Here is a 19,576-nt window from a genome sequence, read left to right as displayed (position 1 = left end):
GGCTTCACGACCGGCCTTCGCGGCGCTCCATCGCGGCAACTTCACGCCGCATGGCCTTGAGCCAAGCCTTGAGCAGCGATTCGTCCGAGAACTGCATGACCTCGTGTTCAAGTTCCTGGATGTACTCCTGGATGTCCTTGATGTCGTCATCCAGCTCTTGCATCACCGTTTCCGGATCGAAGGTGGCGAACGGGTCCAGCTCATAGCGCAGCGTGAAGCCTTCCTCGGCAAACTGAACCTGGGTAAGGATCTCGTCGAGCTGCGCGGCCAGCACCGCATTGGCTGCTTCCAGCTGATCGTCGGGGATGTCGGCGGCGGCCTGCACGCTGGCGCGCAGGTTGGGATCCTGGGCGGCCTGGGCCAGCCGCTCCCGCTCGGCCGCTTGCAATGCGTCCCAGGCGGCGGCGTTCGTCACCGTCGGCATGCGGACCACGCGAGCGTATTCCAGTAGCTCTTCCGCGTCTTCGTCGTCGTACTGATCCTGGATGACCTGCAGCAACTGCATGGGCGACATCGAGTCCAGGTCGGCAACGTCCAGGTCCAGCGCATCGGCCAGTTCTTGCCGCGCGCTTTCGGTCAGTTCGGCAAGATTGGCGTCGTAATCGGCCCCGCGATGTTTCTTGTAGAGCGTCTTGAGGCGCGCGGTGTCGCAACCGGCCGGTAGCGCCGACTTGGCCGACAGCACCAGCAGTTCTTCCGAGAACTCCGTGACCAGCTCGGACACGAACTCGCGTTCGGCCTTGGACAGACCCATTTCCTTGTAGGCGTGGTCAAAGCACAGCACCAGTTTGTAGCGCAGCTGATTGAGCTTGTCTTCGAGCGGCCGCAGCGTCTCGGTGTATTTGTGGTGGTAATCCGCCTCGATCGACTGCCATTGCGCCAGCCGGGCCCGTTCGGCCGTCAGTCGTTCCTGCAGGCGTTCGCATAATTCACGCGGACTTTCGAGGGATTTTTCGCTCATGGACCCACTCCTGTTGCAAACCGGGGTATTGAAAACAGCCGCCACTCTAAACGATACGCGCAAACCCTTCTCGAATATCGGCGTCAATAACGCTAATCATTATTATTAATATAGAATCTCGGCTGTCCGCTATCCCCTTGCCTGGCAGCCCTGATGTCCCTGCGCTTCCTTGCGGGCCCCACCCCCTCACGCAAACGCCTGATCCTGATCGCGGCCGCCCTGGCGCTGGCCCTGCTGATTGGTGCGGCGTTTTGGCTGGCGGGCAACAAAGGCCCGGCCGCTCCGCCTCCCCCGAACTACGGGAAGCTTCCCGTCGCGGTGAGCGTCGCCGCAGCGCGTGTCGGTCCGCTGCAGCGCGACCTGCACGCGCTGGGCACCATCACGCCGTTGGCGCGGGTGACCGTGCGCAGCCAGGTCGATGGCGAACTGGTCAAGCTGCACTACCGGGAAGGCCAGGCCGTCACGCAAGGCAAGTTGCTGGCCGAGATCGATCCACGTCCGTACCAGGCCGCGCTGGCACTGGCCGAGGGCGAACTGGCGCAGACGCAGGCGCTGCTGGACAACGCCGAAGCGGACCTGCGGCGCTATCGCAGGCTGGCGCGGCAGGAGGCGGTGGCGGGCCAGCAGCTCGATACCGCCGAGGCCCAGGTGCGAGCCTACGCCGCGCGGCGTCAACGAAACCAGGCGCAAGTCGCAGATGCCCAGCGCTTGCTCGATCACACGCGTATCGTGGCGCCGCATGCCGGCCGCGTGGGATTGCGGCGCGTCGACGCCGGCAACCACGTCCGCGCGACGGACGCGGAGGGCTTGACCACCGTGGTTCAGATGGCCCCCATCTCGGCCCTTTTCAGCATCCCGGAAACGCGCTTGGCTCTTTTGCGGCAGGCGCAGGCGAAGACCGCCGTGCTGCGCGTGCAGGCCTGGGATGCCGACGACCGCCGCTTGCTTGCCGAAGGCACGCTTGAGGCGCTGGACAACCGCATCCAGGCCGCCAGCGGCACGGTGCGGCTGCGCGCCCGTTTCGACAATGCCGACGAATCGCTATTTCCCAATCAGTTCGTGAACATCCGGCTGGCCGTGGTGCAGGAAGATGACGTGGTGACCATTCCGGCCGCGGCCGTGCAATACGGTTCGCAAGGCGCGTTCGTGTTCGTCATCGGCGACGACAACCGCGCCACCCGCCGGGTGCTGACGCTGGGCCCGGCCAACGCCGGCCGCATCGTGGTGCTGACGGGCCTGGCCGCGAACGAGCGCGTGGTCGTCGAAGGCGTGGACCGCCTGCACGACGGACGCGACGTGCAGATCGTCGACCCGCCCGGCCACGACGAGGAGTCCGCATGAGCCTGTCACGCCCATTCATCCTGCGTCCGGTCGCGACGTCGTTCCTGATGATTGCCCTGCTGCTGTCGGGCATCCTGGCCTGGCGCATGCTGCCCGTGGCCGCGTTGCCGCAGGTGGACTACCCGATCATCCAGGTGACCACGCAGTATCCGGGCGCCAGCCCCAATGTGACCGCGCGCGCGGTCACCGCGCCGCTGGAGCGGCGCTTTGGGCAGATACCGGGACTGAAGCAGATGTCGTCCACCAGCGGCAGCGGCATCTCGGTCATCACGTTGCAGTTCGCGCTGGACGTGCCGCTGGGCGTGGCCGAACAGGAAGTGCAGGCCGCCATCAGCGCCAGCGATTCGCTGCTGCCGGGCGATCTGCCCACCCCGCCCGTGTACCGCAAGGTCAACCCCGCCGACGTGCCGATCCTGACGCTGGCCGTCACGTCGAATTCACTGCCCCTGCCCAAGGTCTACGATCTGGTGGACACGCGCATGACGCAACGGCTGTCGCAGTTGTCGGGCGTGGGCATGGTCAGTCTGGCCGGCGGGCAGCGTCCGGCCGTGCGCGTGCAGGTCAATCCGATGGCGCTGGCCGCGCGCGGCCTGAAGCTGTCGGACGTGCAGGAGGCGATCGCCAAGGCCAATTCCAATCAGCCCAAGGGCAGCTTCGACGGCCCCGTGCGGTCCGTCATCATGGACGCCAATGACCAGTTGCAGAGCGCGCAGGAGTACCGCGACCTGATCGTCGCCTGGAAGAACGGCGCGCCCGTGCGGCTGGGCCAGATCGCGACGGTGGAGGACGGCGCCGAGGACCGCTACCTGGCGGCGTGGGTCGACAGGCAGCCCGCCGTGCTGGTGAACATCCAGCGACAGCCCGGCGCCAACGTCATAGCGGTGGCCGACCAGGTCAAGGCATTGCTGCCCCAATTGACCGCCAGCCTGCCCGCCGCCGTGGAGGTGCGCATCCTGACCGACCGCACCGAAAGCATCCGCGCGTCCGTGCGCGGCGTGCAGTGGGAACTGGGGTTCGCGGTGGGGCTGGTAGTGCTGGTGACGTTCCTGTTTCTGCGCAACCTGCCCGCCACGCTGATCCCCAGCCTGGCCGTGCCGCTGTCGCTGATCGGGACCTTCGGGTTCATGTATCTGGCCGGCTTTTCCACCAACAACCTCACGCTGATGGCGCTGACGATCGGCGCGGGCTTCGTGGTGGACGACGCCATCGTCATGCTGGAGAACATCGCACGCTACCGGGAACAGGGGCACAGCCCGATGGCGGCTGCGCTCAAGGGCGCGGGGCAGATCGGCTTCACGCTCGTTTCGCTGACGCTGTCGCTGATCGCGGTGCTGATCCCGCTGCTGTTCATGGAAGACGTGGTGGGCCGGCTGTTCCGCGAATTTGCCATCACGCTGGCCGTTGCCATCCTGATATCGCTGGCCGTATCGCTGACCCTCACGCCCATGATGTGCGCCCGGCTGCTGCCGCCGCACGCGCCGTCCAAGCCTGGACTGCTGGATCGCCTGCAGGCGCGCTATGCAGGCTGGTTGGACGTGACGCTGCGTCATCAGCGGCTGACGCTGCTGGTGATGCTGGCGACCGTGGCGCTCACCGGGCTCTTGTATTTCGCAGTGCCGAAGAGTTTCTTCCCGGCGCAGGACGGCGGGGTGCTGCAAGGCGTGACGCAGTCGTCGCAAAGCACCTCGTTCGACGCCATGTCGCGCCGCCAGCAGGCGGTGGCGCAAAGCCTGCTCGCGGATCCCGACGTCGCCACGCTGTCCTCCTTCATCGGCATCGACGGCATGAACGCCACGCTGAACACGGGGCGGCTTCTGATCAACCTGAAACCCTGGAACGAGCGCACCGCTCCGCTGGCGGACATCATGGCGCGGCTGGACGCGCGGGCGCGCGACGTGCACGGCATCTCGCTCTATCTGCAGCCTGTGCAGGAATTGAACATCGAGGATCGCGTCAGCCGAGGCCAGTATCAGTTCAGCCTGACCTCGCCGGATGGCGCGCTGCTGTCGCGCTGGTCCCGCGCGCTCATGGAGCGCCTGGCGCAAGCGCCCGAACTGGCCGACGTTTCGTCCGACCTGCAGGGCGACGGCCGCCAGGCCTATCTGGAGGTCTCGCGCGACGCCGCCGCGCGTCTGGGCCTCACGATGGACGATGTGGCGCAAGCCTTGTACAGCGCATTCGGCCAGCGTCAGGTCGCCACGCTCTTTACGCAGTCGAACCAATATCGCGTCGTGCTGGAAGTTGACCGCAAGATGGCGGCCAGCCCCGAAGCGCTGGAACGCATCCATCTGCAAACGGACGCCGGCCAGCCCATCCCCTTGTCTGCGCTGGCCACCGTCAGCGAGCGCGCCGTCCCGCTGGCGGTCAATCACCTGTCGCAGTTCCCCGCAGTGAACCTGTCTTTCAACCTGCCGCCCGGCGGATCCCTGGGCCAGGCCATCGCCGCCATCGAGTCGGCGCGCCAGGAGATCGGCATGCCCGAGAGCGTCGAGCTGCGGCTGCAGGGCGCGGCTTCCGCCTTTGAGGCGTCGCTGTCGAACACGTTGTGGTTGATGCTGGCCGCGGTGGTGACCATGTACCTGGTGCTGGGCATGCTGTACGAAAGCGCCATCCACCCGGTCACCATCCTGTCCACCCTGCCCTCGGCCACCGTGGGTGCGCTGTTGGCGCTGCTGTTGACCGGCCGGCCGTTGGACCTGATCGCGGTCATCGGCATCATCCTCTTGATCGGGTTGGTCAAGAAGAACGGCATCATGATGGTCGACTTTGCGCTGGAGGCCGAGCGCACGCGCGGCCTGGCGCCGCAGGCCGCCATCCGCGAGGCCGCGCTGCTGCGCCTGCGTCCCATCCTGATGACGACGCTGGCCGCGCTGTTTGGCGCGCTGCCGCTGATGCTGGCGACGGGTTCGGGCGCTGAATTGCGCCAGCCGCTGGGCTGGGTCATGGTTGGCGGACTGCTGGTCAGCCAGGTGCTGACGCTGTTCACCACGCCTGCCGTCTACCTGTTCTTTCACCGTCTGGGCCACCGGCGCGCTCAAGCCGCGCCCGCGCCCAACGCCGAAGGCCCGGCGAAATGATCCGCGCGTTGCTGCACCGTCCGGTCGCCTGCATTTTCCTGGCGCTGGCGCTGACGCTGCTGGGCGCCGTGGCATGGCGGCTCTTGCCGGTGGCGCCGCTGCCGCAGGTCGACTTTCCGACCATCGAAGTGCGAGCCGACCTGCCCGGCGCCAGTCCCGAAAGCATGGCCAGCACGGTCGCGGCGCCGCTGGAGCGGGCGCTCGGCAGCATCGCCGGTGTCAGTTCCATGAGCTCGTCCAGCAATCAGGGCGCAACGCGCGTGCAGTTGCAGTTCGATTTGGACCGCGACATCGACGAGGCCGCGCGCGACGTGCAGGCCGCAATCAACGCCGCGCGGGCCGAACTGCCCTCGGGCATGCCGGGCAATCCCAGCTACCGCAAGGTCAATCCGTCGCAGGCGCCCATCATGGCGCTGGCCCTCAGTTCCGCCACCCGGCCCGCGGGCCAGCTCTACGACCTGGGTTCGACCGTGCTGGCGCAAAAGCTCTCGCAGATCAGCGGCGTGGGCGAAGTCACGATGGGCGGCAGCTCGCTGCCCGCCGTGCGGGTCCAGGTGAACCCCAACGCGCTGGCGCACTACGGCGTGGCCCTGGACGACGTGCGCGAGGCCATCTCCAACGCGGCGCCGATGGGTCCGCAAGGCCAACTGGATTCAGCCGCGCGGCGCTGGGAGGTCGGCGCCCCCGAGCAGCCGCGCCGCGCCCAGGACTACGACAGCCTGATCGTGCGCTACCAGGACGGCGCGGTGATCCGGCTGTCGCAGGTGGCTCGCGTCAGCGATTCGGTCGAGAACCGCTACAGCAGCGGCTTTCACAATCGCAATCCGGCCGTGGTGCTGACCATCAGCCGCCAGCCCGGCTCCAACATCATCGAAACCATCGACGCCATCAACCAGGCGCTGCCGGGCCTGCGCCAGCTGATGCCCGCCGACGTGGACCTGACGGTGGCGCTGGACCGCTCGCCCGGCATCAAGGCGACGCTGCGCGAAGCCCACATCACCCTGGCGCTGGCCGCCGGGCTGGTCATCCTGGTGGTGTGGCTGTTCCTGGGCAACGCGCGCGCCGCCGCGATTCCCAGCGTGGCCATTCCCGTCTGCCTGATCGCCACCTTTGCCGTCATGTACGCGTGGGGCTTTTCGCTGAACAACCTGTCGCTGATGGCGCTGATCGTGGCGGCCGGCCTGGTCGTGGACGACGCCATCGTCGTGCTGGAGAACATTTCGCGCCACCTGGAGCGCGGGCTGACGCCGGTCAAGGCCGCCCTGCGTGGGGTGCGGGAAGTGGGATTCACCTTGGTGGCGATGACGGTCGCGCTGAGCGTGGTCTTCGTGTCGATCCTCTTCATGGGCGGGCTGGTGGAACGGCTGTTCCGCGAGTTCTCGATCACGCTGGTGGCCGCAACTGTGATTTCGCTGGTTGTCTCGGTGGCCATCATCCCGGCGCTATGCGCGCGGTGGCTGCAGTCCGTCAGCCCCGCCGCGGCCAAGCCGTCGCGCATGCAGGCCGTGTTTGCCCGCCTGCACGACTGGTATGGCGTGACGCTGGCGCGCGTGCTTGGCCATGCACGCCTGACATTGCTGCTGCTGGCCGGCGTCGTGGGGCTGAACGTCTACCTGTACGTGCAGGCGCCGAAGGGCTTTTTGCCCGTGCAGGACACCAGCCAGCTCATGGGCTTCGTGCGGGGCGACGACGGGTTTTCCTTCCAGGTGATGCAACCGAAGATCGACCAGTACCGGCAACTGGTTCTGAAGCACCCCGCCGTCGAGGACGTCATCGGCTACAACGGCGGCGGCCTGGGCATCAGCAATTCGCTGTTCCTCATCCGCTTGAAGCCTGCCGCCGAACGCAACGAGTCCTCGACCGAAGTCATCAACTGGATGCGCACCCACGCCCCTGCGGTGCCGGGCGGCATGTTCTTTCTGAACGTGGACCAGGACCTGCGCATGCACGGCGGCTTCGGCAATTCCGGCGACCACGAGCTGGCCATCATGGCCAGCGACGTGCCCGCGCTGCGCGAATGGTCGCGCAAGATTTCCAAGGCCATGCAAGAGATCCCCGAGCTGCGCGACGTCGACGCCCAGGGCGACGGCGCCACGCAGCAGGTGGTGATCGACATCGACCGCAGCGCGGCGCAGCGACTGGGCGTGGACATGGAGACCATCAGCAGCGTGCTGAGCAATTCGTTCAGCCAGCGCCAGGTCGCCACGCTGTACGACGCCATGAACCAGTACCGCGTCGTGCTGGAACTGGACCCCCGCTACACCGAGGATCCCGAGGTTCTGGAACGGGTGCACGTGGTGGCCGCTGACGGCAACCGCGTGCCGCTGACCGCGTTCGCCACCTACGACAATGGCCTGGTCAACGACCGCGTCTTTCACGACGGGCTGTTCGCCGCCGTGTGGGTCGGGTTCTCGCTGGCGCCTGGCGTGTCGCTGGAACAAGGCCTGGCCGCCATCGACGCGGCCACGGCAAAGCTGATGGTGCCTTCGCACATCCAGACCCGGCTGGGCGGCGATGCGCGCAACTTCCAGCAGAGCCTGCAGGACCAGCCCTGGCTGATCCTGGGCGTCTTGGTCGCCATCTATCTGGTGCTGGGCATCCTGTATGAAAGCCCGCTGCATCCGCTGACGATCCTGTCCACCCTGCCCTCAGCGGGCGTCGGCGCCCTGCTGGCGCTGCGGCTGGCGGGCATCGAGTTCACCCTCATTGCGCTGCTGGGGCTGTTCCTTCTGGTGGGCATTGTCATGAAGAACGCCATCCTGATGATCGACTTTGCCCTCAGCCTGGAGCGGCGCGAAAACCTGACGCCCGAACAGGCCATCCACCGCGCCGCCATGCTGCGCTTGCGGCCCATCGTCATGACCAATCTGGCGGGCCTGCTGGGCGCCCTGCCCCTGGTGCTGGGCATGGGCGAAGGGTCGGAACTGCGCCGCCCGCTCGGCGTGGCGATCGTCGGCGGACTGATGATCAGCCAGTTCCTGACGCTGTACACCACCCCGATCGTCTATCTGGCGCTGGAACGCCTGCGCCGGCTGGCCTGGCGAAAGCGCCACACGGCCTGACCGCGCATCCTGCAGGCCCGCCATCTTCCCGCTAGCCGGAAAATAAAAAGCTCAATAGAATCGTTTGGCACGCTGACGAAAGCCGCCTGATCCGGCCCCGGTGCACATTTGCGCCCCCGGAATGCGGCTTTCCGCCGGCGATGCCGGCGCGCACGCCTGACTAAGCGTCGCTGCCGGGCTTTCCGGCGTTCGCGGTGCGGGGCCCCAAAAGCGCCGACACCGGAACTCGCAGTTTGGCCTCTGACAGACATGGTGCCCAATGTGGCCGATGACTTGTTCGAATGGACTGCTGCTGATGGGCATGCTCAGCCTCGGCGGATGCGTGCAGGTGGGGCCCGACTTTGCGCCGCAGCGCGTCGACTGGTCCAGCCAGTGGGACACGCCGGCGCTGCGGCAGGCCACCGAATCCGGCGCCCAGCCGGATGCGCGGCAATGGTGGCGCATCTTCAACGACCCCGTTCTTGAATCCCTGATCGCCCAAGCGGACGCGAACAATCCGGGCGTGCAGGTGGCCGGCCTGCAGATCATGGAAGCGCGCGCCCAGCTGGGCATCGCGCGCAGCGGCCTGTTTCCGCAGTCCCAGGTTGTGGGCGCGGACGCGCTGTACCAGCATCGCGCGTCGCGCTCGGCCGAGGGCAATCCCCGCCCCAGCAGTTTCTGGCAATACAGCGCGGGCTTCAACATCGGCTGGGAGCTGGACTTCTGGGGCCGGTTTTCCCGCGCCATCGAGTCCGCCGACGCGGCCTACTTCGCCGCCGAAGCCAATCGCGAAGACGTGCTGGTGCTGCTGCACGCGCAGGTCGCCGAAAGCTATTACGCGCTGCGCACGGCCGAGGCGCGGCTGCGCATTGCCCGCGACAATGCGGAGATCCAGAAGCGCAGCTACGAGATCACCGAACGCCTGTTCAAAAGCGGCGAGACCGACGAACTGGATCTGCAGCAGGCCCGCACGCAATACCTGGGCACGCTCAGCACCATCCCGGAATTCGAAAGCCAGATCGCGCGCACGCGCAATGCGCTGGCGGTGCTGGTCGGCAAGCCTCCTGGTCCGATGCCCGAATTGCCCGACCTGGCGTCCAAAGAGGCCGTGATTCCGCTGATCGACAAAGCTGTCCTGCAGGACGTGCCCGCAAACCTGCTGCTGCGGCGCCCGGACATTCGCGCCGCCGAACTGCGGATCGCGGCGCAGTCCGCGCAGGTGGGCGTGGCCAAGGCGGAGCTCTACCCCTCGCTGACGCTGCTGGGCAGCATTGTCTGGACCGCCACGTCGCTGGCCGGCACGTCGGGCGGCGCGGCGCTGCTTGCCGGTCCCAGCCTGACCTGGAATGTGTTCGACCACGGCCGGATCACCAATACCGTGCGACTGCAGGACGCGCGGCTCCAACAGCTCATCGTCGTCTACCAGGACGCCGTGCGCCAAGCGGCGCGCGAAGCCGACGACGCGGCCACGGGGCTCATCAAGGCGCTGGAGCGGGACGGCATTCTTTATGACTCGGCGCTTGCCGCCAAGCGTTCGCTGACGCTGGCCAATGCGCTGTACCGCGAGGGCTATTCCGATTTCCAGCGGGTACTGGACGCCCAGCGCGCGCTCGCGACCCAGCAGGACACCTATCTGGTGAACCGGGGCAACGCCGTGAGCGACCTGATCGCGCTGTACAAGGCGGTGGGCGGCGGCTGGTATAGCGGCCAGCCGGTAATCGATCCGGCCACACGGGACCAGATGCAGCAACGCACCAATTGGGGCGACCTGCTGACCGAAGCCGGGCGCCCCGCCCCGGCCTCCGCGATTTCCAAGACCACGAGGCGATCCGATGACTAATCCCCGGTCCGGGCCGCCATCGAGCAGCCCAGCCAGCCCCGCGCCCGCAGCCAGCCCCCCGCCGCCCGCCGCGCCGCCGCCCGCGCCGGATCCCGCCCGCAAAGGTATCCGGTGGGTCGTCGTGGTGATCGTCCTTAGCCTGGTCTGGTATCTGCTGGCGGACCGCTATACGCCCTACACGCAGCAGGCGCGGGTAGAGGCCTTCGTGGTCCCGGTGGCGTCCGAAGTGGCGGGCAGGGTGACCCAGGTTCGCGTGCGCAACAACCAGGACGTCCAGGCGGGCGCCGTGCTTTTCGACGTCGACGCCGAGCAGTACCGCATCGCCTTGGACCGCGCGCGGGCCGACCTGGACGCCACGCGCCGCCAGATCGGCGCCAGCACCGCCGGCATCGATTCGGCGCAAGCGTCATTGCGCGCGGCGCAAGCCAACGAGGTCCGCGCGCGCCAGGACAGCACCCGCCTTGAGCGCCTGTACAGCGACGACCGGGGCACGGTCTCGCTGCGCCGCCTGGAGATCGCGCGGGCCAACCTGGCGCAGGCGGTCAGCCAGGTTGCGGCCGCGCGCGCCGAGGTGCAGCGGGCGCGCGAACAGGAAGGCGGCAGCGAAGAAGACAACGCCAAGCTGCGCAGCGCCGCCGCCGCCGTCGCAAAGGCCGAACTGGACCTTGCCAACACGCAGGTGCGCGCGCCCGCGGCCGGCCTGGTCACCGACCTGCGCACCGATGTGGGCCAGTTCGCGGCGGCGGGCAAGCCCGTCATGACGCTCATCGCCATCCATGACGTGTGGATCAACGCGGAAATGACCGAGAACAATCTGGGACATGTCGACCCCGGCACGCCGGTGGCGATCATCCTGGACGCGCTGCCCGGCCGGATCTTCGAGGGCCGCGTGCGCAGCGTGGGCTATGGCGTAAGCGTTGGCACGCCCACGCAGCCCGGCAGCCTGCCCACGGTGCAGAACAGCCGCGACTGGCTGCGTCCGGCGCAGCGCTTCCCGGTGGCCATCGATCTCGATCCCGGGCAGCTCCCCTCCCGGCGCGGCATTCGCGTGGGCGGACAGGCGGAAGTGATGGCATTTCCCCAGCCGGGCAATCCGCTCAATCCGCTGGGGCGCCTGTATTTGCGGCTGATGAGCTGGCTTTCCTATGCGTACTGACGACCGCCCCGCTACTCGCGACCCGCGCGGCCAGCGCGCCCTGCGACTGGGCGTGGGGACGGCGCTATGCCTGGCGATCAGTTTCGGGCTGGACATGCCGATCCCGATGGTCGCGCCCGTGCTGGGCGTCTTCCTGCTGGCGCAGACGAACCGGCCGCTGTCCCTGAAGGCCGGCGTGGGCCTGGCGCTGGTAGCGGCGTTCACCACGGGCACGGGGCTCGTGCTCATCCCGTTGCTGCGCTATTACCCGGCCGCCGGCGTCCTGATCGTCGGCCTGTGCCTGTTCTTCGCGTTCCGCCACGGGCTACGCGGCGGCAACAACCTGGTGTCGACGTTTCTCATCATCGGCCTGACCATGATTTCGGCGGCGGGCACCTTCGACTTCGGTCTGGCCGTGACGGTGATCGAGGCGCTGGTCAAAGGCCTGCTGCTCGCGGCGCTGATGCTGGGCGTCTGCCACGCGCTGTTCCCGGATCCGCCCGGCCTTCCGGCCTCGCCGCCCCCGCCCGTGCTATCTGCCGGCGAGGCCAACCGCATGGCCCTGCGCGCGGCCCTGGTGGTGCTGCCGGCTTTCCTGTTGGCGATGACCGATCCGCTGGGCTACATGCCCATCATCCTGAAGGCGGTCAGCCTGGGAAGGCAGAGCTGCGTCACGGCAGCGCACGGCGCGGCGCGCGAAATACTCGGTTCCACCCTGCTGGCCGGCGTGCTTGCCGTGGCGTTCTGGATCGGACTCAGGCCGTTTCCCAGCCTGTGGATGTACTTCCTTTGGATGCTGCTGTTCGCGCTGGTGATCGCCCGCAAGCTGTATCGGCTAAGCCCCACACCGCACGCCCCGAGCTTCTGGTTGAACACCCTGATCACGCTCATCATCCTGCTTGGCCAGTCGGTCCAGGACAGCTTTGCGGGCAATGATGTCTACACGGCCTTCGCCATTCGCATGGGTCTGTTCATCGCGGTCACGCTGTATGCGTGCCTGATGCTGCAGTTGCTTGAACCCCGGCCGCGCGGACCGGGATTTTTCGCACGCCATCCGTTCTCACGCCTTAAAAGGAGTCCGCCATGAGTGTCCAAGACATGCCTACCCCCCCTGCGCCAGCGATGGGCTGGCGCTTCAAGTGCGGAATCGCCCTCTTCATCCTGGCCTTCGCGCTCTGGTTCCTTATCCCCATTGGCGCCGCGATGGACATCCCGGGATCACGCATCGCGGCGTTGACGGGCGCCATCTTCATCGCCAACAAGGTGCTGCTCATCACCTGCATCGCCGTCATGGGCAAAGAGGGATTCCAGCAGCTCAAGGCCATCATCGGCGGTCACGCGAAGAAACTGGCGCCCGTGCAGAAGGTGGGACCGGTGCGCCATGCGATCGGCATGGTGATGTTCATCCTGCCGCTGCTGACCTCGATGCTCGAACCTTATGTCGACCAGATCTGGCCCGGCCTGCGCCCCCGGATATGGCAGGCGCAACTGCTGGGCGACGTCATGCTGGTGGCCAGCTTCTTCGTTCTGGGCGGCGATTTCTGGAACAAGCTGCGGGCGTTGTTCGTGCGGTCGGTCTAGCTCACGCGTCGCCCTTGTCCGCATCCGGCGCGCGGGGCGTGGCGGTGAGCCGCTGCGCCATGAACTCCAGGAACTCCTTGGCCAGCGGCGGCAAGGTGCGCCCCTGCAGCGTCACCGCCTGAATGCTGCGCTGGCGCATCTCGGGGTTGCTGAAGGGCACCGCGGCCAGCGCAGCCCCCTGCGGGTCGCCCATCAGCGTCAGGTAGCCCGTCAGCGCCACGATGCGGCTGCCCGGCAGCATGGGCAGGAAGGCCGCCGAATTGTTCGATACGTAGGCCGGCTCGATGTGCAGCCCGGCATTGGCGCACGCGTTGTCGAACAACTGCCGGACGGTCGTGCCGGTATCGCCCACCGACACCGGCACCTCCGCCAGGTCTCGAAGGCTGACCGTGCGGCGGCTGGCAAGCGGATGCCGCCGGCACATCACCGCGTACACCGGGGCCCGGGTCAGCAGCTCGGTCTTGAGCCGATCGTCCTGCGCCACCGTGTAATGCAGCGCGATCTGGGACAGTCCCTCCAGAATCCGGCGAATGACCTCTTCCGGCCGATCCACCTGCAGATGAAAGCGCGCCTCGGGCCGCATCTGCTTGAAGTCGGCCATGCACATCGGCATGAAACGGTGCGCGAAGCCCTCGCTGCAGGCCAGCCGGATGGTGACGTCGCCCAGCGCACTGCGCCGCCGGATCTCGGTGGTGACGCGTTCCGCCTCCAGGGCGGCGGCCCGGGCGTAGGCGGCCAGTTGCAAGCCTGCCTCGCTGAGCTCCATGCCGCGCGCCTGACGCTCGAACAGCACGATGCCCAAGCTGTCCTCCAGCTTGGCGATCTGCCGGCTCACGGCGGACGCCGCCACGTGCAGGGCCGCCGCCGCGCCCGCGATCGATCCGCAGCGCGCGACTTCCAGGAAATATCTGAGGCCTAGGGAAATCATGGCGGGCTCCTGAAGGCATGCCATTTAAGCAACGCAAAAGTGCGAAATATCTAATTGTGGCACGTTAAGAAGCGCAATAAATTTGTGCTTCCACCCCCCCGTACCGAGAACCGCCATGACCCGCGAACAAGCCATTCTCCACGCCGTACAAGCGTATGACAGCGGCGTCCTTCTGGACACCCTGGCGCGCCGGGTCGCATTTGCGACCGAAAGCGAAGTGCCCACGCAGGCCGCGGCGCAGCATGCCTACCTGAAGGACGAACTGGTTCCGCGCCTGTCGGCACTGGGCTTTTCCTGTGAGGTGCACGCGAATCCGGCCGGGGTGGACCTGCCGATCCTGGTCGCTCGCCGCATCGAAGCGGCCGAATTGCCCACGGTCCTCATGTACGGCCACGGCGACGTGGTGCGGGGCAACGCCGCCAAATGGGAATCCGGCCGCGACCCCTGGCAGCTCAAGGTCGAAGGCGACCGCTGGTACGGGCGCGGCACGGCCGACAACAAGGGTCAGCATTCGATCAACCTTGAAGCGCTGTCCCGCGTCATTGATGCGCGCGGCGGCGCGCTCGGTTTCAATACCATCTGGCTCATCGAAACCGGCGAGGAAGCCGGCTCGCCGGGCCTGTCCGACTTCTGCAAGACGCACCGCAATCTCCTGGCCGCCGACGTCTTCATCGCCAGCGACGGACCGCGCCTGAACGCCGCCCGGCCCACGCTGTTCATGGGCTCGCGCGGCGCGATCAATTTCGAACTCAGGGTGCGGTCACGGGACCGCGGCTACCACTCCGGCAACTGGGGCGGACTGCTCGCCAATCCGGCCATCCGCCTGTCGCACGCCATCAGCTCGCTCGTGGACGCCAACGGGCGCATCGCCGTCCCCGGGCTGCGTCCCCCGCCCATCCCCGCCGCGGTCGCCCAGGCCCTGGCCGACCTTGAAGTCGGCGGCGGGCAAGACGATCCGGCCATCAACACGTGGTGGGGCGAACCCGGCCTGACCTCCCCTGAAAAGGTGTTCGGCTGGAACAGCCTGGACGTGCTGACCTTCGGCGCGGGCGACCCGGCCAAGCCCGTGAACGCCATCCCCCCCGAAGCCGTGGCCTGGTGCCAGTTGCGCTTCGTGGTGGGCACCGACTGGCGCGGCCTGCAGGATCACGTGGTCGATCATCTGCGCCAGCGCGGCTTTGACGACGTGGACGTGCGCATCGGCATGCAGGCCGGGGCAACGCGCCTGTCGCCAGACACCCCGTGGGTACGCTGGGCCGCCGCCTCGCTGGAACACACCACCGGCAAGCGCCCGGCGCTCCTGCCCAACCTGGGCGGCTCCCTGCCCAACGACATCTTTGCCGACCAGCTTGGCCTGCCCACCCTGTGGGTCCCGCATTCCTACCCCGCCTGCGCGCAGCACGCGCCCAACGAGCATCTGCTGGGCAGCGTCGCCCGGGAAGGCCTGGCCATCATGGCCGGCCTGTTCTGGGACCTGGGATCCCAGGGCGCCGACGTCCTCGAACAAGCCTGCGCCCAATCGTCCACTTACGCCTGACAAGACCGAGCCCCGCCATGACCGCCAGATTTCGCACCGCCCTGTTGGCGTTGACCCTTGCCGCCACCGCCGCCCACGCCCAAGACGCCCACGCGGCCTATCCGGACCAGGCCATCAAGATCGTTGTCCCCTTCACACCCGGCGGCGCCACCGATGCGGTGGCGCGCCTGCTTGCCACCAAGCTGTCGGGAAAGTTCGGCCAGCCCGTCATCGTTGAAAACCGCCCCGGTGCGTCGACCCTCATCGGCGCCGAAGCGGTCGCCCGCGCCAAGCCGGACGGCTACACGTTGATGCTGTCGGGCAGCACAACCTACAGCGTCCTGCCGGCACTCAAGCCCGCATTGCCCTACGATCCCGTGCGCAGCTTCGAGCACGTGGGCATCGTCGCGATGGCCCCTGTCGTGCTGCTGGCGCAGAATTCGCTGCCCGCGGCCACGCCTCACGAGGCGGCCGAACTCGCGCGCCAGCAGACTGCCAAGGGCGGCCTGATGTACGGCACGTTCGGACCGGGATCCGCCCCCCACCTCACGGGCGAAATGTTCGCCCAGGCAGCCGGCGCCAAAATGGTGCCGGTTCCCTACAAGGGAAGCGCGCAGCTCATCACCGCGCTGATCGGCGGCGAGATCGCCCTGGCCGTGGACACGGTGTCGGCGTCGGCGGCCCAGGCGCGCGCCGGCAAGGTCCGCGCGCTGGCCGTCACCGGCGATCAGCGCATGCCGCAATTGCCGGACGTGCCGACCTTCGCGGAAGCCGGCATGGCGGATGTGTCGTTCGTGGGCTGGTACGGCCTGGTCGCGCCGGCCCAGACGCCGTCCACCGTCATGCACACGCTGAACCGGGCCATGACGGAAATCATGCACGACGAACAAGTGCGCAAGAGCGTATCGGACCTGTCGCTCAATCCCGTCTTCCTGCCCGGACAGGCCTTCAGGGACCAGATCACGATCGAGATCGCCAGATTCAGCGCCGTCGCCCAGCGCGCAGGCATTACGCTTGAGTGACCGCAACACGGGACGCCCACCGGCGTCCCGCCTGCTTTGCGTGCCGCGCCGTCAGTCCGGCACCATGCTGCTGATCTTGGATCCTTCCAGCCCCATCCCCGCCATCAAGCCCTGCTCGCCAAACGGCACCGCGTACACGTCCTGCGTCAGGGTCGTGGTCGAGATGCTGGCAGCATAGCCCTGGTCGACCACGACCAGGCTCGGGCCCGCGCCCAGCGCCCAGCCGTCGCTCTGGTTCAGATACGCCAGCGCGGGCTCGTTCATGAAGAACAGCGCGTACGAGAACTGTTGCGCGCCCGCCTGCAGTCCGAACGACAGCGCCGAGATCGAATAAAAGCCCTCGACCTGACCGCGCCGGATCAAGGCGCCCGAGCCGCGCTCGCCACCCACCAGGAAACCGCCCTTGATGATGTTGGGAAACACCAGCACCGCAACAGCCTTGTCGCCCAGTTGGCGGATGCGCGGGTCCTGCGTGTAAAGCTGCTCCAGCGCCGCCGTTGCGTCGGCGCTTATCTCCGCCGCCGACGCCGCCCGCGCGGACGGAGAGACGCTGATCAGGGCGGAAAAAGACAAAAGGCTGGCACAAAGCCAGCCAACGAATTTCACAGGCAACACGGACGCTCGGTTCATACGGCCTCCCCGGTTAGACAGGGCGAGCGCCCGATGCGCTCGCCCGACCTGCCGGCTCAGTATTCGAGAGGCGTCCCGCAGGTGTCAATGGTCCTTGCTTACCCGTGCTGCCGCGCCCCTCATACCTTGGGCGGCGTCGTCTCCCGTTCCGGATGGCGATGTTTGCCCAAGGCGGCAATGAACGCTTGCGGATCCTCGCCGCCCAGCAGCAGTCCGCCATCGTTCGGATCGGGGTCGATGCCCGCCGCGGCGTACACCTGAACGCCGTCGCCGACACCCATCAGCGTCTTGCCGTGGCGATAGGCATCGCGCAGGAACTCCAGGGCCCGTCCGTCGGCCGCCAGGCGTTGCACGGCGTCGGCGCCACCGACAACCACCGCGCCGTCAAACACCACGGACGGATGGTTGTCCAGCGACGCATCCGCATCGAACGCGCCGCCCTCGCTCGTCTGCATCGGACCAATGCGCTGGCCCACCAGCCGCACGACGGCGCCTGCCTGCATGAGCGCGTCTGCCACGGCGGACAGCGCCTTGCCGTCGACGCCTTCCGCCGCCAGGATGGCGACCTTGCGCGTCGCCACGCCGCCGTCGCCAGGGCGGGCGGTCAGCGACAGCGAGGGCGACACCTGCACTTCGGACTTGGGCGGATTCTTCGTCGCGCGCGGCAAGGGATCCGGCAAGGGCATGCCGATTTCATCGGCCACGCCCTGCGCCAGTTCGTCCGACACATTGCGCAGGGAAGCGACCATGCGCTCGCGGATCTGAGGCACGGTCACCTTGCTGAGCTCGAACGCGAAGGCGTCGATGATGTGCTTGCGTTCCCAGGCGGTCTGGCTGTCGTAGAACAGCGTGGCCTGGTTGTAGTGCTCGGCAAATTTTTCCGGATGTCCGCGCAGTTCGTCGCTTGTCACCGGCTCCGGAAACGACACGAACCCGTCCATTCCCGCCTGGAATGGACAGCCGCCGGCAAGGGAATTGGGCTCATAGGACACGCGGCCGCGATGAATGGTCTGGCGATGCATGCCGTCGCGCTGGTTGTTGTGCACCGGCGCCAGCGGCGCGTTGATGGGGATCTCGTGGAAGTTCGGGCCGCCCAGGCGCGAGATCTGCGTGTCGACGTAGGAATGGATGCGGCCAGCCAGCAGCGGGTCATTCGTGAAGTCCACGCCGGGGACCACGTGCGCGGCGCAGAAGGCCACCTGCTCGGTCTCGGCAAAAAAGTTGTCGGGGTTGCGATCCAGCACCATGCGGCCGATGGGCACGACCGGCACCAGTTCCTCGGGCACGATCTTGGTGGCGTCCAGCACGTCGAAGCTGAAGCCTTCGGCCTGGTCTTCCGTGAAGACCTGCACGCCCAGCTCCCATTGCGGACCATGACCCGCGTCGATGGCTTCCCAGAGGTCGCGGCGATGATAGTCGGGGTCTGCGCCCGACACCTTGACCGCCTCGTTCCACACTTGCGAATGCGTTCCCAGGATGGGATTCCAGTGGAATTTCACCAGGCGCGATTCACCCTGCGCGTTGACGAACCGGAACGTGTGCACGCCAAAGCCCTGCATCATGCGGTAGCTGCGCGGGATCGCGCGGTCCGACATCACCCACATCAGCATGTGGGTGGACTCGGGCATGAGCGACACGAAGTCCCAGAAGGTATCGTGCGCGGACGCGGCCTGCGGCATGCCATGGTGCGGCTCGGGCTTGACCGCGTGGACCAGGTCCGGGAATTTCATCGCATCCTGGATGAAGAACACCGGCATGTTGTTGCCCACCAGGTCCCAGTTGCCCTCGTCGGTATAGAACTTGACGGCAAAGCCGCGCACGTCGCGCGCCGTGTCCTTGGACCCGCGCTCGCCCGCCACCGTCGAAAAGCGCACGAACACCGGCGTGCGCTTGCCGGCCTCGGCAAACAGCGACGCGGCGGTCAGGTCGGTCAGCGGCTTGTAGCACTCGAAGTAGCCGTGGGCCGCAGAGCCGCGGGCGTGCACGATGCGCTCGGGAATCCGCTCATGGTCGAAGTGCGTGATCTTCTCGCGAAGGATGAAATCCTTCAGCAGCGCCGGCCCGCGCAGGCCAGCCTTCAGCGAATGCTGGTTGTCGCTGACGCGCACGCCCTGGTTGGTGGTCAGTTCCTGGCCGCCGCCGTCCGCGCGCACGCGCGGCAGTTGCCCGTCGACACGATTCACGCCCGGGGTCGCGGCGTCGCCGGTCTTGTCCGACACTTCCTTTTCGGACAGCGAGCTTGCGCCGACGGCGGGGTCCACGGCGCCCACGTGCGCGCCGGCATACGGGCAACGCGCGGCCTGCTCGCCGTACTCGGCTTCCTTGTTGGTGTTATGGGGCATGGCGCCCACGGTGGCGCCCACCGCTGCCGCGCGCTTGAGCGCGGGGTGGCTCGGCTTGCCGGCCGGACCGCTTGCGGGACCGCTGTCGGTGTTCATGTAGGCGGTATCCAGTGCACCGCCCTGGCCGGCCTTGGCTGGCTTTTTGCTTGCCATGAGTCTTTC

13 protein-coding genes are annotated in these 19,576 nt (G+C 67.4%); 9 read left to right on the top strand and 4 right to left on the bottom strand.

Annotated features, from left to right (window positions below; translation table 11 throughout):
* Window positions 1-4: 4 nt before the first annotated feature.
* Window positions 5-961 (bottom strand): hypothetical protein, encoded by a 957-nt coding sequence (locus tag ASD87_RS05800; RefSeq protein ID WP_056318333.1) that lies wholly within the window; start codon window positions 959-961, stop codon window positions 5-7.
* 153 nt (window positions 962-1,114) lie between these two features.
* Between ASD87_RS05800 and ASD87_RS05795 the strand changes: the two genes are divergently transcribed.
* The 7 genes from ASD87_RS05795 to ASD87_RS05765 all read left to right on the top strand — a co-directional run bounded on the left by ASD87_RS05795 (window position 1,115) and on the right by ASD87_RS05765 (window position 12,976).
* Window positions 1,115-2,302: an efflux RND transporter periplasmic adaptor subunit gene (locus ASD87_RS05795; protein WP_056318332.1), complete on the top strand. Its 1,188-nt coding sequence runs from the start codon at window positions 1,115-1,117 to the stop codon at window positions 2,300-2,302.
* A complete protein-coding gene (locus ASD87_RS05790) occupies window positions 2,299-5,379 on the top strand; it encodes a multidrug efflux RND transporter permease subunit (protein WP_056318329.1) in 3,081 nt (1,026 codons plus the stop codon). The genes ASD87_RS05795 and ASD87_RS05790 overlap by 4 nt, the downstream gene beginning before the upstream one ends.
* The gene (locus tag ASD87_RS05785) at window positions 5,376-8,441 is read left to right on the top strand and encodes an efflux RND transporter permease subunit (protein WP_056318326.1); all 3,066 of its coding nucleotides are present in this window, start codon (window positions 5,376-5,378) and stop codon (window positions 8,439-8,441) included. Before ASD87_RS05790 ends, ASD87_RS05785 begins: the two co-directional genes overlap by 4 nt.
* Before the next feature lie 259 nt (window positions 8,442-8,700).
* A complete protein-coding gene (locus tag ASD87_RS05780) occupies window positions 8,701-10,260 on the top strand; it encodes an efflux transporter outer membrane subunit (RefSeq protein WP_056318323.1) in 1,560 nt (519 codons plus the stop codon).
* A complete protein-coding gene (locus ASD87_RS05775; protein ID WP_082586200.1) occupies window positions 10,253-11,416 on the top strand; it encodes an HlyD family secretion protein in 1,164 nt (387 codons plus the stop codon). Before ASD87_RS05780 ends, ASD87_RS05775 begins: the two co-directional genes overlap by 8 nt.
* Entirely contained in the window at window positions 11,406-12,482 is a 1,077-nt protein-coding gene (locus ASD87_RS05770) for a DUF2955 domain-containing protein (RefSeq protein ID WP_056318320.1), read from the top strand. The genes ASD87_RS05775 and ASD87_RS05770 overlap by 11 nt, the downstream gene beginning before the upstream one ends.
* An 11-nt stretch (window positions 12,483-12,493) precedes the next feature.
* Window positions 12,494-12,976, top strand: a complete 483-nt coding sequence (locus ASD87_RS05765; RefSeq protein ID WP_128828234.1) for a transporter suffix domain-containing protein — start codon at window positions 12,494-12,496, stop codon at window positions 12,974-12,976.
* A gap of 1 nt (window position 12,977) precedes the next feature.
* Here ASD87_RS05765 and ASD87_RS05760 read toward each other — a convergent pair whose 3' ends face one another.
* Window positions 12,978-13,904: a LysR family transcriptional regulator gene (locus ASD87_RS05760; RefSeq protein ID WP_056318314.1), complete on the bottom strand. Its 927-nt coding sequence runs from the start codon at window positions 13,902-13,904 to the stop codon at window positions 12,978-12,980.
* A gap of 115 nt (window positions 13,905-14,019) precedes the next feature.
* On the opposite strand from ASD87_RS05760, the gene ASD87_RS05755 reads away from it, so the two are divergent.
* Window positions 14,020-15,441, top strand: coding sequence for a M20 family metallopeptidase (locus tag ASD87_RS05755; RefSeq protein ID WP_056318312.1), 1,422 nt, complete (start codon window positions 14,020-14,022; stop codon window positions 15,439-15,441).
* A 17-nt stretch (window positions 15,442-15,458) separates the two neighbouring features.
* Window positions 15,459-16,442, top strand: coding sequence for a tripartite tricarboxylate transporter substrate binding protein (locus tag ASD87_RS05750; RefSeq protein WP_056318309.1), 984 nt, complete (start codon window positions 15,459-15,461; stop codon window positions 16,440-16,442).
* 51 nt (window positions 16,443-16,493) lie between these two features.
* Here the strand turns inward: ASD87_RS05750 and ASD87_RS05745 are convergent, their stop codons facing one another.
* Together ASD87_RS05745 and ASD87_RS05740 are read right to left on the bottom strand one after the other, a co-directional pair.
* Window positions 16,494-17,015: a YSC84-related protein gene (locus ASD87_RS05745; protein WP_226846054.1), complete on the bottom strand. Its 522-nt coding sequence runs from the start codon at window positions 17,013-17,015 to the stop codon at window positions 16,494-16,496.
* Between the two features lie 176 nt (window positions 17,016-17,191).
* A complete protein-coding gene (locus ASD87_RS05740) occupies window positions 17,192-19,567 on the bottom strand; it encodes a catalase (protein ID WP_056318304.1) in 2,376 nt (791 codons plus the stop codon).
* Window positions 19,568-19,576 lie beyond the last annotated feature (9 nt).

Origin of the sequence: Achromobacter sp. Root170 (assembly GCF_001428165.1) — a bacterium.
GTDB lineage: Bacteria > Pseudomonadota > Gammaproteobacteria > Burkholderiales > Burkholderiaceae_B > Achromobacter > Achromobacter mucicolens.
The sequence above is the reverse complement of the archived record's forward strand: the minus strand, read 5'-3'. Positions and strand labels throughout refer to the sequence as shown.

Bases quoted from the DNA above. Each gene is read 5' to 3' on its own strand.
- ASD87_RS05765 (WP_128828234.1), top strand. From the start codon at position 12,494: ATGCCTACCCCCCCTGCGCCAGCGATGGGCTGGCGCTTCAAGTGCGGA.
- ASD87_RS05760 (WP_056318314.1), bottom strand. From the start codon at position 13,904: ATGATTTCCCTAGGCCTCAGATATTTCCTGGAAGTCGCGCGCTGCGGA.
- ASD87_RS05780 (WP_056318323.1), top strand. From the start codon at position 8,701: ATGTGGCCGATGACTTGTTCGAATGGACTGCTGCTGATGGGCATGCTC.
- ASD87_RS05775 (WP_082586200.1), top strand. From the start codon at position 10,253: ATGACTAATCCCCGGTCCGGGCCGCCATCGAGCAGCCCAGCCAGCCCC.
- ASD87_RS05800 (WP_056318333.1), bottom strand. From the start codon at position 961: ATGAGCGAAAAATCCCTCGAAAGTCCGCGTGAATTATGCGAACGCCTG.
- ASD87_RS05740 (WP_056318304.1), bottom strand. From the start codon at position 19,567: ATGGCAAGCAAAAAGCCAGCCAAGGCCGGCCAGGGCGGTGCACTGGAT.
- ASD87_RS05750 (WP_056318309.1), top strand. From the start codon at position 15,459: ATGACCGCCAGATTTCGCACCGCCCTGTTGGCGTTGACCCTTGCCGCC.
- ASD87_RS05790 (WP_056318329.1), top strand. From the start codon at position 2,299: ATGAGCCTGTCACGCCCATTCATCCTGCGTCCGGTCGCGACGTCGTTC.
- ASD87_RS05795 (WP_056318332.1), top strand. From the start codon at position 1,115: ATGTCCCTGCGCTTCCTTGCGGGCCCCACCCCCTCACGCAAACGCCTG.
- ASD87_RS05770 (WP_056318320.1), top strand. From the start codon at position 11,406: ATGCGTACTGACGACCGCCCCGCTACTCGCGACCCGCGCGGCCAGCGC.
- ASD87_RS05785 (WP_056318326.1), top strand. From the start codon at position 5,376: ATGATCCGCGCGTTGCTGCACCGTCCGGTCGCCTGCATTTTCCTGGCG.
- ASD87_RS05755 (WP_056318312.1), top strand. From the start codon at position 14,020: ATGACCCGCGAACAAGCCATTCTCCACGCCGTACAAGCGTATGACAGC.